The organism is Actimicrobium sp. CCC2.4 (genome assembly GCF_034347385.1).
Classification (GTDB): Bacteria; Pseudomonadota; Gammaproteobacteria; order Burkholderiales; family Burkholderiaceae_D; genus Actimicrobium.
In genome coordinates this window covers 933,649-948,820 of the sequence record NZ_CP133777.1, presented here as the reverse complement: position 1 = coordinate 948,820, position 15,172 = coordinate 933,649, and the positions used below count along the sequence as shown (strand labels likewise).

Genomic DNA, 15,172 nt, shown 5'->3' with positions numbered 1-15,172 from the left:
GGCATTTTGCTTTTGGCGGACCGGCTGGTTCAATCCATGAAATCGTCGTACTCCATTTGCGCATAAGCACCGATCTGCTTCCATGGCAACGCGGCGTCCGCCGTGGCCGGCTGCAATTCGAGCACGGTGCGACGCGTGATGCTGCCATCGGTTTTGCCTGATTCCACGATCAGCGCGACCTGCTGCCGGTTCGACCAGAGGACCCGGTTGTACCAGCCATTGCGCGACTCTTCGCGCCACTCGGTACCTGCGACGGTGGTCACGCGTTTTGACAAGGGCATCGCCTTGACGGCTTTTTCCGAGACCATCGCAGCAGCGTTATCCCATGAACCATCAAACCCGCTGACGCTGTATTCCGTTGGCGGTACGAACACGACACGGCGCTCGCCGCGATCGACGTACTCGGCGCGGATCGCTCCGGTGGCGGTGCGCGTCAGGTGCTGGGTCGAAGTTTCAAAATCAAAGTGCTTGTGGCCGGCGTGTGCCGCGGCGTGCTCCTGCGCCTGTGCAGGCAGAACGCGCTCCATCCAGACATGACCGGGACGACGGATCAGGATGTTACGGAACTGTCGTGTTTCGGTGACACCGGCATGCGATACGAACTTGCTATCGTAAGTTACGGTGGCATCCAGCGACGGCAATTCTGCCGCGCCGGCCGACATCGTCGCGGTGAGCAGCAACAGTGCTAGAGGAAAATTTTTCATTGGAATCCAAAAATGGAAAAAGTGGCAGCGCCAGGCGCTGCCACCATTGTGCTGCGATCAGGATTACAGACCGGCAGCGCTCTTGACCAGCGTGAACACTTTCGTGTTGTCGATCGTGCCCTTGAATATTTTGGACCCGGCACCGGCACCGTAGAGCTGAACATCGCCGCCGCCGTGGCTCTCGCCACCGTTCGAGGTCCGGATCGCTGACTCCTGCTGGTAATCAAGTCCTTCGACAATACTGGTGTCAACCGTCACGCGGGTGTCCTTGCGATTGGGACCGTTACCAAACACCAGCGTCGAATACGGTACGCCATCGGCATCGAGACTCGGCTTGCCGGTCTGGTAGCTGATGTTGTTGCCGAGAATAGGACTGCCCCGCTTGCCATAGCCGTTAAAGGCCATCGTGTGATCATGGTCGGCGGTGACCACAATGAGTGTGTTGCTCAGGTCAACCGTGGCCAGTGCTGCCTTGATCGCATCGTCAAAGGCGATGGTGTCGACAAGTGCCCGGCGGGCATTGGTGGCATGCAGTGCGTGATCGATACGACCGCCTTCGACCATCAGGAAATACCCTTTCGAATTCTTTGACAGCAATTCGATGGCCTTGGTGGTCATCTGCGCCAGGCTGGGTTCCACGGCCGCATTGCGGTCGGCGTCATACGACATGTGCCCTTGCACCAACGCTTGATCAAACAAGGCGATCAGCTTGCTGCCCGGGGTCGTCGGTGCGGCATTCAGGCTGGCCAGATCGCTGGCAAACGTGTAGCCCTTGCCTTGCAACTCGGCGACCAGGTCACGTCCGTCGGGCCGTCCGCGTGGCGTCGTACCGGCCACATACGGGCGCCAGTAATAACTGATTCCGCCCATCATGACGTCAAGACCGGCACCCAGCTTCGTATTGAAACCGCTACCACCCGGGACTGCCTGGCGGGCGATTTCATACTCGGCATCGCGATGGCAGGAATGGGCGTAGGTCGCCGCTGGCGTGGCGTGTGTCAGGCGTGCTGTGGTCACGGTACCGGTGGCTTTGCCCTGCGCGATGGCGTACTCGGTCAGCGTCATCACGGCGGTGCCGTTGCCGGTGGCGGCGCAATTGGTGACGGCGTTCGAGACGTTGGTGGCGACATCCTTTGAAGGCGCTTTGGCGATGGTATCGCCGCTCATCGAAATGACGTCATTGCGCTCTTTGACACCGGTCATGTATGCCGCCATCGACGGCGCACTGTCGGTGGTTTGTGCATCCAGCGAATAGGTCTTGACGCGGGCGGTGTACGGCATCGTGTCCATGCCCAGCGAACCGGATTCGCTGTATTTGTAGATCCGTGCGGCGGTCTTGGTGACCGGCCCCATGCCGTCACCAAGGAAAAAAATCACGTTCTTGGCTTCGCCAGCGGCCATGGCCGGGGCAGCGAAGACGACAGCCAAACTTGCGGCGACACTTGCGGCCATCGCGCTGAGTACCAGTTTCTTGATCATGTTGTTGTTCTCCGTGATGTCGTGATCAAAGTCCGGCCGCTGATTTCATCAGCGTAAAGACCTGCGTGTTATCGAGCGTGCCGTGGAACGTGTCGGCACCGAGGCCCATCGCACCGAGGAATACGTCGGCTCCGCCATGCGTTTCGCTGCCGGCAGGTACCCGCACAGCGGCTTCCTGATGATAGTTTTTGTCGTAGACCTGCGCGTCGGTCAGATCCACCGTCGTGCTGCGATTGGCCTGGATACGATTTTCGCCGTTGCCGAATACCAGCGTGGTGAAAGGCTTGCCGTCAATGTCTTTGGCAGGCTTGCTTGGATCGGTGTAGGCGCGCATCAGGCCGAGGATGCCGGGATTGGTATCGGTGGTCTTGCCGGTCAATGCGGCATAGCCGTTCATGACCATCGTGTGATCGTGGTCAGCGGTGACGATGATGAGCGTATTGGCCAGTGTCGGGTCCGTCAGGCGGACCTTGGCAATGGTGGCCTTGATCGCGTCGTCGAATGCCTTGGCATCCTGCAGGGCCTTGCGCGCCAGTGTCGGGTGCAGAGCCTGATCGATCCGGCCGCCTTCGACCATCATGAAGTAGCCCTTCTGGTTTTTCGAGACGATGTCGAGTGCCTTGCCGGCCATTTCGGTCAGGCTGGGTTCCTTGGCAGGATCGCGGTCCAGATCGAAGTTCATGTGGCTGGCGGTGAACAGTCCCAGCAATTTGGTAGTGGTCGCCGGCACGCCATCGAGTCCGGCCTTGTCGGTAATGTAGGTATATCCCTTGCTCTTCATTTCGACTGTCAGGTCACGGGTGTCGCTGCGTGACGAGCCGGTTGCCGCGCCTTTGGCCTGAAAATTTTGCCAGCCGCCGCCCAGCACTACATCAACGCCATCAGCGCCAAGGGCGGTGTTGTAACCGGAACCGCCCGGCACCAATTGTGTGGCGATCGTGTTTTCAGCATCGCGATGACAGACGTGTGCGTAAGTCGCGGCAGGCGTCGCATGCGTGACGCGTGTGGTCGTGACGACTGCCGTGCCGCGGCCGGCCGCTTTCGCCAGTTCGAGCAATGTCGTGACCGGCGTTCCGTTGCCGCTGGTCGGGCAGGTACTGTCGGCACCGCTCAGATAGGCTTTGCCATTGGCATCGGTCGGATGGGTATCGGCGCTCGATGAGATGACTTCGTTATTAGTTTTGACACCTGTCATGTAGGCCGCCATTGATGGCGCACTGTCGGTGACTTGGGCATCGTTCGAATAGGTCTTGACGAAGGCGGTGTCCGAAAACTGGTCGATGGTCAGTTCGCCATCTTCACCGACTGCATAAATCCGCGCGGCGGTCATTGGCACCATGCCATAGCCGTCGCCAAGAAACAGGATCACATTTTTAGGGGGGGCGATGGTGGACGTTGCCGAAGTACCGCAGGCGGTCAGGCCCCAGGCAGAGGCAATCAGCAAGCCAATCAAACGAATGCGCATGGTTCACTCCTTGTTGAAAACCAGGAGTGTAGGCAGTGTGCATGACAGCTTGATGACAATCCAACAAGGCGGGATTCCGGGGCAGATCAGACGCTTTTAAACTCCCATCCGCGCCAGGCGGACAGTACGGCATTCGGATATTCGGGACGGCCGCGACTGCCGTTGTAGCGTCCCAGTGCGAGGTAGAGATCGCCGCGTTCCATGTCGACATACATGCGCAGGATAGAACAGCCGTAGCGCAGATTGGCCTGCATGTTGAACAGCTTGCTGCGATCACTGTCGCCGATCACGCGCGACCAGAATGGCATGACCTGCATGTAGCCGTGCGCACCGACCGGAGAAAGTGCGTACTTGCGAAATGCCGATTCGACCTGGATCAGGCCGAGCACCATGGCCGGATCGAGACCGGCACGACGCGCTTCATACCAGACGGTTTCAAGGAATTCGATACGGACCTGCGTATCGGGCAGCTTCTTTTTCAGGCGCTCGGACATCTCACCGCGCCAGTACAGGTACTGAATACGCTCCTGGATATCGGCGAAACGCATTTTCATCGGACGGGATTCGGTGATGGCACGGGATAAGGCCAGTCGCACGGAATCGGCCATCGCCTCTTCTTTCTGGTTGCCCGCCTGCGCACTGCCAGCGATCAGCAGCAGGGCCAGCACCAGCAGTCTCAGCATCGTTTTCATGTCGTCTCCGTCGTTGAACCCCGTTGGACTTATCCTGTGCCGCCCGTTTTATTACGTCGGTAAGTGGCGACACCGGACAGAACGTTCCGCCGGTCCAGCGGCAGAACTAGAGGCTACTAGGCCAGCAAACGCGCCTGAACGAAGGCCACGGCATCCGCTATGTCGACGGCCGTGGCAGCTGTTTCGCGCCGCCCCTGGTATTCGAGCTTGCCATCCTTGAGGCCACGGTCGCCGATGACAATGCGATGTGGCACGCCGATCAGCTCCCAGTCCGCGAACATCGCGCCCGGGCGTTCACCGCGATCGTCGAGGATCGCATCAATCCCTGCTGCCAGCAAGTCAGCCAGCAAGGTGTCGGCGGCAGTCTTGACGGCCTCGTTGCGATCGTAGCCCATCGGGCACAGCACGATGTCGAACGGTGCGATCGAGACCGGCCAGATGATGCCCTTGTCATCGAAATTCTGTTCGATGGCGGCACCCAGAATACGCGTCACACCGATGCCGTAGCAGCCCATCTGCAGCAATTGCGGCTTGCCGTTTTCATCGAGAAACGTCGCTTTCATGTCTTCCGAGTAGCGTGTACCCAGCTGGAAAACGTGACCGACTTCGATGCCGCGCTGGATCGCCAGTACGCCCTTGCCGTCCGGCGAGGCATCACCGGCGACGACGTTGCGCAGATCGTAGCTGACCGGCTCCGGCACATCCCGGCCCCAGTTGACACCGGTGAAATGGAAGTCGACCGCATTGGCACCGCAAATGAAATCGCTCATGTGGGCGACGCTGAAATCAGCAACGACATGCACCGGCTTGACGGTATTGATCGGACCGAGATAGCCAGGCGGCGTGCCAAAGTATTCGATAATTTCGGCTTCGGTCGAGAAGCGGTAACCGGCCAGTCCGGGCACCTTGCCGGCCTTGATTTCGTTGAGGTCATGGTCGCCGCGCAGCAGGAGTAGCCAGACTTGCTTGTCGACGATGACACCGTCAGTTTCGGTATCGACTGTCAGGACCAGCGATTTCACTGTCTGTTGCAGCGGTACCGCCAGCAGTGCCGCAACGTCCTCACACTTGGCTTTGCCCGGGGTCGCTGTCTTGATCAGTTCCTGTGCCGGCGCAGCGCGCGGTGTGGCAATAGGCGCGGCTTCGGCGGCTTCCATGTTGGCGGCGTAATCGGAGGTTGGGCAATAGACGATGGCGTCTTCGCCGGTATCGGCAATGACATGAAATTCATGCGAACCGGAACCGCCGATGGCACCGTTGTCGGCCGCCACCGGACGGAAGCCCAGGCCAAAGCGCGTGAAGATCCGCACATAGGCATCGAACATGATCTGGTACGACTGCTTCATGCCGGCCGGATCGCGGTCGAACGAGTAGGCATCTTTCATCGTGAATTCGCGCCCGCGCATCAGGCCGAAACGGGGCCGGCGCTCATCGCGGAACTTGGTCTGCACATGATAAAAATTGACCGGCAACTGACGATACGACTTGATCTCGGTGCGGGCGATGTCGGTGATGACTTCTTCGGAGGTCGGCTGGATGATGAAATCACGGCCATGACGGTCTTTCACGCGCATCAGTTCGGCACCGTATTCCTGCCAGCGACCCGTCTCCTGCCACAGCTCGGCCGGTTGCACGACCGGCATCAGCAATTCGACTGCACCGGCACGGTTCATTTCTTCGCGCACGATCGCCTCGACCTTGCGGATCACGCGCAGTCCCATCGGCATGTAGGTATAAATTCCGGAACCGAGGCGCTTGATCATGCCGGCTCGCATCATCAGTTGATGGCTGACGATTTCGGCGTCGGCAGGAGCTTCTTTAAGGGTGGAAATAAAAAATCGGGAGGCGCGCATGACGGTGAATTCTTTTTAAAAAGAGAGGGTTATAATCGGTTCCAATTTTAAAGGATTAGTTGGCCGATGCGCCTACTCTTCGCACATTACGCAGCATTTGAGTTGATCGGCTGCCGCCGCAAGACCGTGGCAGACAATTTTTCTTGAGCGCTGCAGGCGCGAATCAGAGAACGGCGTACCGGACCGCAGAAAGTTTCGAGGTGCACTAATGCTTGATCGTGAAGGCTTTCGCCCGAACGTCGGCATCATTCTGCTCAACACCCACAATGAGGTGTGGTGGGGAAAACGGGTACGCGAGCACTCGTGGCAATTTCCTCAGGGCGGAATCAAATACGGCGAAACACCCGAGCAGGCCATGTTCCGCGAACTCGAAGAAGAGATCGGGCTTCGTGCCGAGCATGTCAAGATAGTCGGCCGCACGCGCGACTGGCTACGCTATGAGGTGCCCGACCGCTTTATCAAGCGCGATATTCGCGGTCACTATCGCGGTCAAAAACAGATCTGGTTTTTGCTGCGCATGGTCGGACGCGATTGCGATGTCAACCTGCGACTGACCAGTCATCCCGAGTTCGATGCGTGGCGCTGGCATGAGTACTGGGTGCCGCTGGATGTGGTCATCGAATTCAAGCGCGATGTCTACCAGCGTGCGCTGCAGGAGCTGTCGCGCTATCTGTCGCGTCCGCTGATCGATGCGCCGGCACGTCCGCCGCACCGTCACCAGCGCCAGGACATGATCAGCGACGACGAGCCGCAACCAATGCCCGCTGCGCCCCAACCTTCCGACCATGAATGAAGTCGACATGACCATGAACCACACCTGGCGCCGCGGCGCTACCATCGCCGCGACAGTCGTCGTGCTGCTGGCGCACGCCGGCGCACACGCGCAGGCAAACTTCGATGAAGAGTTCGACGACACCGGCAAGACCTGGCAGGAAATTTCAGTCAAGCTGCCAAAAGTACCGGACATGGCTACGCTGCTGCCGTTCGATGTGAGCGCCACCGCAACCCAGACATTCTCGATCGCACCCGCGACGCTCACCGTCGGTGCCGATGGCGTGGTGCGTTACGTGATGGTGGCGCAAAGCAGCAGCGGCGCCCTCAATATCAGCTACGAAGGAGTGCGCTGCGCGTCGCTGGAAAAGAAGCTCTACGCGTTCGGTCGCCCCGATGGCAGCTGGTCACGTTCACGCAAGGATGCGTGGGAGCCGATCAGCGGCAATAGTGCCAACCGCCGGCATGCTGCGCTGGCACAGGACTATTTTTGTGACGGCAGCACCGTGGCCGGCAAAGCCGGCGATATCATCGCGCGCCTGAAGTCCGGCAAATCCATCATCCGGCACCTGGCGCAATAAGTCCGTCGCTTGAACTCAGAGCAGCACCATGTTATCGCGGTGAATCAGCTCGGGCTGCTCGACAAATCCCAGGATGGACAGAATCTCCGACGACGGGCGTCGCATGATGCGGCGTGCCTCGGCACTGGTGTAGTTGGTCATGCCGCGCGCAATGGCCTTGCCGGACTGGTCGACGCAGGTGATCACTTCACCGCGGCCGAACTCGCCATTGACTGCCACCACGCCAATCGATAACAGGGACTTGCCTTCCGTGGTCAGCTTCTTGACCGCGCCGTCATCGAGCACCACCTTGCCGGCTGTTTGCAAATGATCGGCCATCCATTGCTTGCGCGCCGTCAGTTGCGCTGTCTGCGCCTGCAACTGGGTGCCGATGGATTCTCCGGCTGCCAATCGCACCAGCACGTTGTCTTCGCGCCCCGAGGCGATCACCGTGTGCGCTCCCGATGTCGCTGCCCGCCGCGCAGCCAGTATCTTGGTCAGCATACCGCCGCTGCCGATGTTGCTGCCGGCACCGCCTGCCATCGCTTCCAGTGCGATGTCACCCGCCTTGCCGTGCTCGACGAAACGGGCTTGCGGATCCTTGCGCGGATCCGCCGTAAACAGGCCGCGCTGATCGGTCAGGATGATCAGTACATCGCCTTCGATCAGGTTGGCCACCAGCGCGCCCAGCGTGTCGTTGTCGCCAACCTTGATCTCATCGGTGACCACGGTATCGTTTTCATTGATGACCGGCACCACCCCGAAGCGCAATAACGTGAACAGTGTCGAGCGGGCATTCAGATAGCGCTCCCGGTCGGCCAGGTCGGCGTGCGTCAGCAGCACTTGCGCGGTGCCCAGGCCATGTGCGCGAAAGCTGGTTTCATAGACCTGTGCCAGACCCATCTGGCCGACCGCAGCGCAAGCCTGCAATTCGTGAATTCCGGTGGGCCGCTTGTCGAAACCGAGGCGCTGCATGCCTTCGGCAATCGCCCCGGAACTGACCAGCACAACCTCTTTGCCGAGCGTCCGCAGCTGCGCAATTTGCGCGGCCCAGTTCGCGATGGCGGCGTGATCCAGTCCCTTGCCATCATTGGTGACCAGCGAAGACCCCACCTTGATGATCAGGCGTCTGGCTTGCTGCACCAGTGATTGCGGTTGTATTGTTGCTGTCATCGCTCATCGTTCAAAAAACCACCTGCACATTGCCGAACGCGGCAGGCGTAAAAAAAGCGCGAGAACAACTCGCGCCGGGGATAGCCCTGAAACTCAGTCCATGACCTTGAAGCGGGGATCGTCCGGATCGATCGATACGATCTGGCGCGCCTCTTCGGACATCTGGGTTTCTTCAGCGCGGTATTCGAGTGCGCGCTGTTCGGCCAGGTAATTGTAGATCGCAATGACCAGCTCCGGACAACCGTCGTGGTTCAGCGCAGAAATTTCGAAGGTCGGACCTTTCCAGCCAAAGCGCTTGACGAAGTCCTTGACGCGCTTGCTGCGCTCTTCTTCCGGCACGACATCGAGTTTGTTCAAGACCAGCCAGCGTGGCTTGTCGAACAGCGATTCGTCGTACTTCTTGAGCTCCTTGACGATGGCCTTGGCTTCCTTGACCGGATCCACTGTATCGAAGGGGGCCAGATCAACGATGTGCAACAGCACGCGGGTGCGCTGCAGATGACGCAGGAACTGGATACCCAGCCCGGCGCCTTCGGCCGCACCTTCGATAAGACCCGGAATATCGGCAATCACGAAACTCTTTTCGTGGCTGACGCGTACTACCCCCAGATTCGGATGCAGGGTCGTGAACGGGTAATCGGCGATCTTCGGACGGGCATTCGATACCGCAGAGATGAAGGTCGACTTGCCTGCATTCGGCATACCGAGCAGGCCGACATCGGCCAGTACTTTCAGCTCAAGGCGCAGCTCGCGTCGCTCGCCTTCCTTGCCGTCGCCTTTTTGGCGTGGCGCACGGTTCGTCGATGTCTTGAAATGGATGTTGCCCCAGCCGCCTTCGCCACCCTTGGCGAGCATGGCTTGCTGGCCGTGTTCAGTCATGTCAGCGATGACTTCGCCGTTGATGTGATCGATGATCAGGGTACCGACCGGCATGCGCAACAGAATATCGTCCGCGCCTTTGCCGTAACAATCCGCGCCGCGGCCGTTTTCGCCATTGCGCGCTTTGTGCATTTTGGAGAACCGGTAGTCGACCAGCGTGTTGATGTTGCGATCTGCAACTGCCCAGATAGTGCCGCCCTTGCCGCCGTCACCACCGTCTGGCCCGCCAAACGGCCTGAACTTTTCCCGACAAAAGGAGGCGACGCCGTTGCCGCCGTCACCAGCAATGACTTCGATTTTTGCTTCGTCGATAAACTTCATGATGTCCCGCCATAAACTAAAAAGGCTCTACCGGTGGCAGAGCCTCTTGATTGAAGGCTTGCGCCTTGCTTGATGCTGGATGCTACTGCTTAAAAATTAAGCAGGAACGACAGTTACGAACTGACGCTGGGTAGCACCCTTAACCAAAAATTGAACCTTGCCCGGGATCAGCGCGAACAGGGTGTGATCCTTGCCCATGCCGACGTTTTCACCAGGATGAGTCTTGGTACCACGCTGGCGAATGATGATGCCGCCTGCATTGATAGCCTGGCCGCCGTAAACCTTGACGCCTAAGCGCTTTGATTCCGAGTCACGACCATTGCGCGTAGTGCCGCCGCCTTTTTTATGTGCCATTTGAAACTCCTTGGATTCTGGTTATCTGATCAACGAAGCTGATTAGCCGTTGATCGAGACGATTTGCAACTCGGTATAGTTCTGGCGATGGCCTTGGTGCTTCTGGTAATGCTTACGACGGCGCATCTTGAAAATCTTTACCTTGTCGTGTCGACCATGCGACAAAACCGTCACCAGGACCGTAGCACCTTCAACCAAGGGCGCACCAAACTTAATGGTTTCGCCAGAGCCCACTGCGAGCACTTGATCAATGGTGATTTCGGAACCTATGTCTGCCGGTATCTGTTCTACTTTAAATTTTTCGCCAGCGACAACTTTGTATTGCTTGCCACCGGTTTTTATGACCGCGTACATATGAAACCTCATCAATTATTAAGGGACTTTTTCTCGTTGAATTCGTTGCACGACACGCGAAATGCTACACACGGATTCGGGAAAACCGCAAATCATACATGATGTTTCCAGCCCGGTCAAAATTCAATCCGGAAGAAGCTGACTGGCGCACCCGCCGCCGCGTCACACGGAGCGCCGCCAGTGCCGGTCCCATGTCATCGTATAATCGGGGCAATTTCCGATACCTATCAGGCCTACCTTGTTCGCAGCCCAAGTTTCCGCAACCCGACCTCCCGTCACGCAAGTCATTGCCAACGACATGGAAGCCGTCAATCTGGTGATTCGCCGGCAGCTCCACTCGGAGGTCGCGCTGGTCAATCAGATTGCCGACTACATCATCAGCGCCGGTGGTAAACGTATCCGGCCGGCACTGGTTTTGCTGATGGCGCGGGCTTTTGGCTATACCGGCACACACCATCACGACCTGGCAGCCGTCGTTGAATTCATCCATACCGCGACGCTGCTGCACGATGATGTCGTCGATGAATCATCACTGCGACGCGGACGCCAGACCGCCAACGCGCTGTTCGGCAATGCGGCCTCCGTTCTAGTCGGTGACTTCGTGTACTCACGTGCTTTCCAGATGATGGTGTCGGTCGATGACATGCGCGTCATGCGTATCCTGTCGGATGCTACCAATGTGATCGCCGAGGGCGAAGTCCTGCAACTGCTGAACATGCACGACCCGGACGTCACCGAAGAACGTTACCTGCAAGTAATCCGCTCGAAAACCGCCAAGTTGTTCGAAGCCGCCGCCCAACTCGGCGCGCTGGTCGCCGGCGCCTCCGGGGATGACGTCGAAGCCGCGGCCGAATACGGTCGTTCGCTCGGCACCGCATTTCAGCTGATCGATGACGTGCTTGATTACTCGGGCAACGCGGACGATATCGGCAAGAACGTCGGCGATGACCTACGGGAAGGCAAGCCAACGCTACCACTAATCCATCTGATGCATAACGGCAGCACCGAACAGCGCGCACTGGTCAGAAGCTGCATCGAGCAGGGCGATGAACAGCATTTCGATGCCATCCTGGCAGCCATCAGCAGCTCTGGCGCACTCGACTACACCCGCGGCGAAGCCGAAAAAGCGGCAGCGCGCGCCAGCCAGGCGATTGCCGGATTGCCCGATAGCCAGTACAAAACTTCGCTGCTAGACTTGTGCACGTTCGCGGTAGACCGCAACCATTGAGCCAAGTCAGTTTCAAGCGACACGAGGTGTTCTACGCTAATGGCCATGACCGGCTGAGACTGCCTGACATCATCCCGGTCATCTTCTTCATGCTGTTTATTTCTTTGCGGTGACCCTTTGGATACCGTTCCGCTCTGGGCGCAACTACTTGTGCTCGCTTCCCTGATCATACTTTCTGCATTTTTTGCGATGGCCGAAACCGCGCTGATGTCGGCCAACCGCCATCGCTTGCGCCATCTGGCCAAGCGCGGCAGCCATGCAGCCGCGACCACACTCTGGCTGCTGGATCGTACCGACCAGGTCCTGTCACTGGTCCTGATCGCCAACACCCTGATCAACGCGCTGGCAACGGCGCTGGTGACCACGATCGTCATCGCCAGTTTTGGCCACGAAGAAGCGGTTATTGCGATTACCACCGGTGCCGTCGCCTTCCTGCTGATCGTGTTCGCCGAGATCTCGCCGAAGATCATCGGTGCCACCTTCCCGGAGCGGATCGCGCTGCCGGCGTCATTGATTCTCAAGCCGTTGATGGCCATCAGCAAACCGGTCATCTGGTTCGTCAACCTGTTCGTCACGGCGCTATTGCGCTTGCTACGCATCCGGCAGGGCGTCAAACGCGACCACAAACTCTCGCAGGAAGAATTGCGTTCGATGGTGCTCGAGGGCGGCAATTTCATTCCCAAGAAACACCAGAGCATCCTGCTCAACCTGTTCGACCTCGAGCACATGTCGGTCGAAGACGTGATGACACCGCGCGCCCAGATCGAATCGCTGAACCTGGCGCAAAGCATCGACGAGATCAAGCGCCAGCTGACCACCTGCTATCACAACAAGCTGCCGGTTCATGACGGCGAGATCAACCGGATCATCGGCATCCTGCATGTACGCAAAGCCATCGGCTTGCTCAATGAAGACGACGAACTGGCCATCGACCATTTCCGCGCGCTGCTGACCCCGCCCTACTTCATTCCCGAAGACACCGACGTGCTGACGCAGTTGCAGTACTTCCAGGAAAACCATGAACGGCTCGCCATCATCGTCGACGAATACGGTGAAGTGCAGGGACTGGTCACGCTGGAAGACATCATCGAAGAAATGATCGGCGAATTCACGACCTCGACGCCGGCAGCAGCACGCGCCGACAATGTCAGCTGGGATGACACCGGCAGTTGTCTGCTCGAGGGGTCGACCACGCTGCGTGACATCAACAAGCAACTGGGATTGCAGTTTGCGCTCGATGGTCCCAAGACCATCAATGGCTTGCTGCTCGAATACCTGCAGGATATTCCGGAAGCCAGCGTCTGCCTGAAGATCAATGACTGCGTAATCGAAATCGTCCAGGTCAAAAATCAGTCGATCAAGGTCGTCAAGCTGATCCGGCCAACCCCGACTGCCAAGGACACGGGTCGAAGCGGATAACTGTCGCGATGCACCCACGACGGATGCCGGTCAAAGCGGGCAATACCTTTACAATGCTAGTGCTGGTAGGCATCATCGTCATTCAATACCGGCAACTGCACGCAACATCGATCGGCCCGACCCCTCTGCCGGGCCCTTGATACCGGACTCCGATCCAACCTTGAATTGAAAAAATATGGCTGCAGTGCTGTCCAACCCGGGTTCCAACACCAGCATGTCGGGACTGGCGCGCGCCCTGCTTCAGGCCGGTCGCCTTTCAGCACTGCAAGCAGATACCCTCAGCAAGCAAGCCGGGACCGACAAAGTTCAATTCATTGATGCCCTGATCAGCTCCGGCATTATCGATGCACGGTCCTTAGCTAATTTCTGTTCGGAGACCTTCGGCTATCCGCTCCTTGATTTCTCGCTATTCAACATGGCGCTGCGACCGGAAGGCGTGATCGACAACAAGCTGATGCAAAGCCAGCGCGTCATTGCACTGGCCAAACGCGGCAACAAAATTTCGATCGCGATCTCGGACCCGACCAATACAGCGGTACTCGACCAGATCAAATTCCAGACCGAGCTGACGGTCGAGCCGGTCATCGTCGAGCATACCGGTCTGCTCAAGCTGATCGAACTGTTCGGGCAAAGTGCCGAGCAAAGTCTCAACAACCTGACCGGCGATGGCCTCGATATCGACTTCGCCATCGAAGAAGTCGCAATTCAAAACGACCCCGGCCTGGCCGATATCGACGACGCGCCTGTCGTCAAGTTCCTGCAAAAAATGCTGATCGATGCGATCAACCTGGGCGCATCCGACTTGCATTTCGAACCCTTCGAAAAGTTTTACCGGATCCGCTTCCGCGTCGACGGCGTGCTGCGCGAGATCGCCCAGCCGCCACTGGCCATCAAGGAAAAGCTCGCCTCGCGCATTAAGGTCATTTCCAAGCTCGATATTTCCGAGAAGCGGGTACCGCAAGACGGCCGCATGAAGCTCGTGCTGAGCAAAACGCGCTCGATCGATTTCCGCGTCAGCACCTTGCCCACGCTGTTCGGTGAAAAAATCGTCATGCGTATCCTCGATGGCTCGCAGGCGCAGATGGGCATCGAGGCACTCGGCTACGATCCCGATCAAAAAGATACGCTGATGAAGGCGATCCAGCGGCCGTATGGCATGGTGTTGGTGACCGGTCCGACCGGCTCGGGCAAGACCGTCTCGCTCTACACCTGCCTGAACATCCTGAATCAGCCCGGCATCAACATCGCCACCGCCGAAGACCCGGCCGAGATCAACCTGCCGGGCGTCAACCAGGTCAACATCAATGACCGCGCCGGCCTGACCTTCCCGGTCGCGCTGAAAGCCTTTCTGCGCCAGGATCCGGACATCATCATGGTCGGCGAAATCCGCGACCTCGAAACCGCCGACATTGCGATCAAGGCGGCACAAACCGGCCACATGGTGTTTTCGACACTGCACACCAACGATGCGCCATCAACGCTGACGCGGCTCATGAACATGGGCGTGGCGCCCTTCAACATCGCCTCGTCAGTCATCCTGATCACCGCGCAGCGGCTGACACGCCGGCTTTGCAGCTGCAAGGTAAGCACCGATATCCCGAACGAGGTGTTACTTGAAGCCGGCTTTCTTGCCGACGATCTCGATGGCAGCTGGATGCCCTACAAAGCGGTGGGTTGCGAGCGCTGCAGTGGTAGCGGTTACAAGGGACGCCTTGGCATTTACCAGATCATGCCGATCACAGAAGAGATCGAACGCGTCATCCTGAGCCACGGCACAGCCCTTGAAATCGAAGCACAGGCCAAACTCGATGGCGTGCGTACGTTGCGTCAGTCGGGCCTGATCAAGGTAAAACTAGGCTTGACCAGTCTCGAGGAAATCCTCGGCTGCACCAATGAATAATCAAGAATAATCCAGGAGCA

The 15,172-nt window shown here is 58.4% G+C and carries 14 protein-coding genes; 5 read left to right on the top strand and 9 right to left on the bottom strand.

Features of this window, described 5'->3' with window-relative positions:
* Positions 1-29: 29 nt before the first annotated feature.
* The 5 genes from RHM62_RS04505 to RHM62_RS04485 all read right to left on the bottom strand — a co-directional run bounded on the left by RHM62_RS04505 (position 30) and on the right by RHM62_RS04485 (position 6,193).
* Complete coding sequence (locus RHM62_RS04505; RefSeq protein WP_322124367.1) at positions 30-704, bottom strand: hypothetical protein; 675 nt, start codon at positions 702-704, stop codon at positions 30-32.
* Positions 705-767: 63 nt separating this feature from the next.
* Positions 768-2,183, bottom strand: coding sequence for an alkaline phosphatase (locus RHM62_RS04500; RefSeq protein WP_322124366.1), 1,416 nt, complete (start codon positions 2,181-2,183; stop codon positions 768-770).
* A 25-nt stretch (positions 2,184-2,208) separates the two neighbouring features.
* Positions 2,209-3,648: an alkaline phosphatase gene (locus tag RHM62_RS04495; RefSeq protein ID WP_322124365.1), complete on the bottom strand. Its 1,440-nt coding sequence runs from the start codon at positions 3,646-3,648 to the stop codon at positions 2,209-2,211.
* Positions 3,649-3,734: 86 nt separating this feature from the next.
* Entirely contained in the window at positions 3,735-4,340 is a 606-nt protein-coding gene (locus RHM62_RS04490; protein WP_322124364.1) for a lytic transglycosylase domain-containing protein, read from the bottom strand.
* 116 nt (positions 4,341-4,456) lie between these two features.
* Positions 4,457-6,193, bottom strand: a complete 1,737-nt coding sequence (locus tag RHM62_RS04485) for a proline--tRNA ligase (RefSeq protein WP_322124363.1) — start codon at positions 6,191-6,193, stop codon at positions 4,457-4,459.
* A 208-nt stretch (positions 6,194-6,401) separates the two neighbouring features.
* On the opposite strand from RHM62_RS04485, the gene RHM62_RS04480 reads away from it, so the two are divergent.
* Entirely contained in the window at positions 6,402-6,986 is a 585-nt protein-coding gene (locus RHM62_RS04480; RefSeq protein ID WP_322124362.1) for an RNA pyrophosphohydrolase, read from the top strand.
* A 7-nt stretch (positions 6,987-6,993) separates the two neighbouring features.
* The gene (locus RHM62_RS04475) at positions 6,994-7,545 is read left to right on the top strand and encodes a CNP1-like family protein (protein ID WP_322124361.1); all 552 of its coding nucleotides are present in this window, start codon (positions 6,994-6,996) and stop codon (positions 7,543-7,545) included.
* A gap of 15 nt (positions 7,546-7,560) precedes the next feature.
* Here the strand turns inward: RHM62_RS04475 and proB are convergent, their stop codons facing one another.
* The 4 genes from proB to rplU all read right to left on the bottom strand — a co-directional run bounded on the left by proB (position 7,561) and on the right by rplU (position 10,605).
* Positions 7,561-8,697: a glutamate 5-kinase gene (proB, locus tag RHM62_RS04470; RefSeq protein ID WP_322124360.1), complete on the bottom strand. Its 1,137-nt coding sequence runs from the start codon at positions 8,695-8,697 to the stop codon at positions 7,561-7,563.
* 93 nt (positions 8,698-8,790) lie between these two features.
* Entirely contained in the window at positions 8,791-9,897 is a 1,107-nt protein-coding gene (gene cgtA / locus RHM62_RS04465; RefSeq protein WP_322124359.1) for an Obg family GTPase CgtA, read from the bottom strand.
* A gap of 96 nt (positions 9,898-9,993) precedes the next feature.
* Positions 9,994-10,251 (bottom strand): 50S ribosomal protein L27, encoded by a 258-nt coding sequence (gene rpmA, locus RHM62_RS04460; protein ID WP_009665833.1) that lies wholly within the window; start codon positions 10,249-10,251, stop codon positions 9,994-9,996.
* Positions 10,252-10,293: 42 nt separating this feature from the next.
* Positions 10,294-10,605 (bottom strand): 50S ribosomal protein L21, encoded by a 312-nt coding sequence (gene rplU, locus RHM62_RS04455; RefSeq protein ID WP_009665832.1) that lies wholly within the window; start codon positions 10,603-10,605, stop codon positions 10,294-10,296.
* 238 nt (positions 10,606-10,843) lie between these two features.
* Here rplU and ispB point away from each other — a divergent pair, with 238 nt between their 5' ends.
* The 3 genes from ispB (at position 10,844) to pilB (ending at position 15,152) form a co-directional block, all read left to right on the top strand.
* Positions 10,844-11,833, top strand: a complete 990-nt coding sequence (gene ispB, locus RHM62_RS04450; RefSeq protein WP_322124358.1) for an octaprenyl diphosphate synthase — start codon at positions 10,844-10,846, stop codon at positions 11,831-11,833.
* A gap of 117 nt (positions 11,834-11,950) precedes the next feature.
* Positions 11,951-13,252, top strand: a complete 1,302-nt coding sequence (locus RHM62_RS04445) for an HlyC/CorC family transporter (RefSeq protein WP_322124357.1) — start codon at positions 11,951-11,953, stop codon at positions 13,250-13,252.
* Between the two features lie 175 nt (positions 13,253-13,427).
* Positions 13,428-15,152 carry a type IV-A pilus assembly ATPase PilB gene (pilB, locus tag RHM62_RS04440; protein ID WP_322124356.1) on the top strand — a complete coding sequence of 575 codons (1,725 nt, stop codon included), beginning with the start codon at positions 13,428-13,430 and terminating at the stop codon, positions 15,150-15,152.
* The last annotated feature ends 20 nt before the right edge of the window (positions 15,153-15,172 follow it).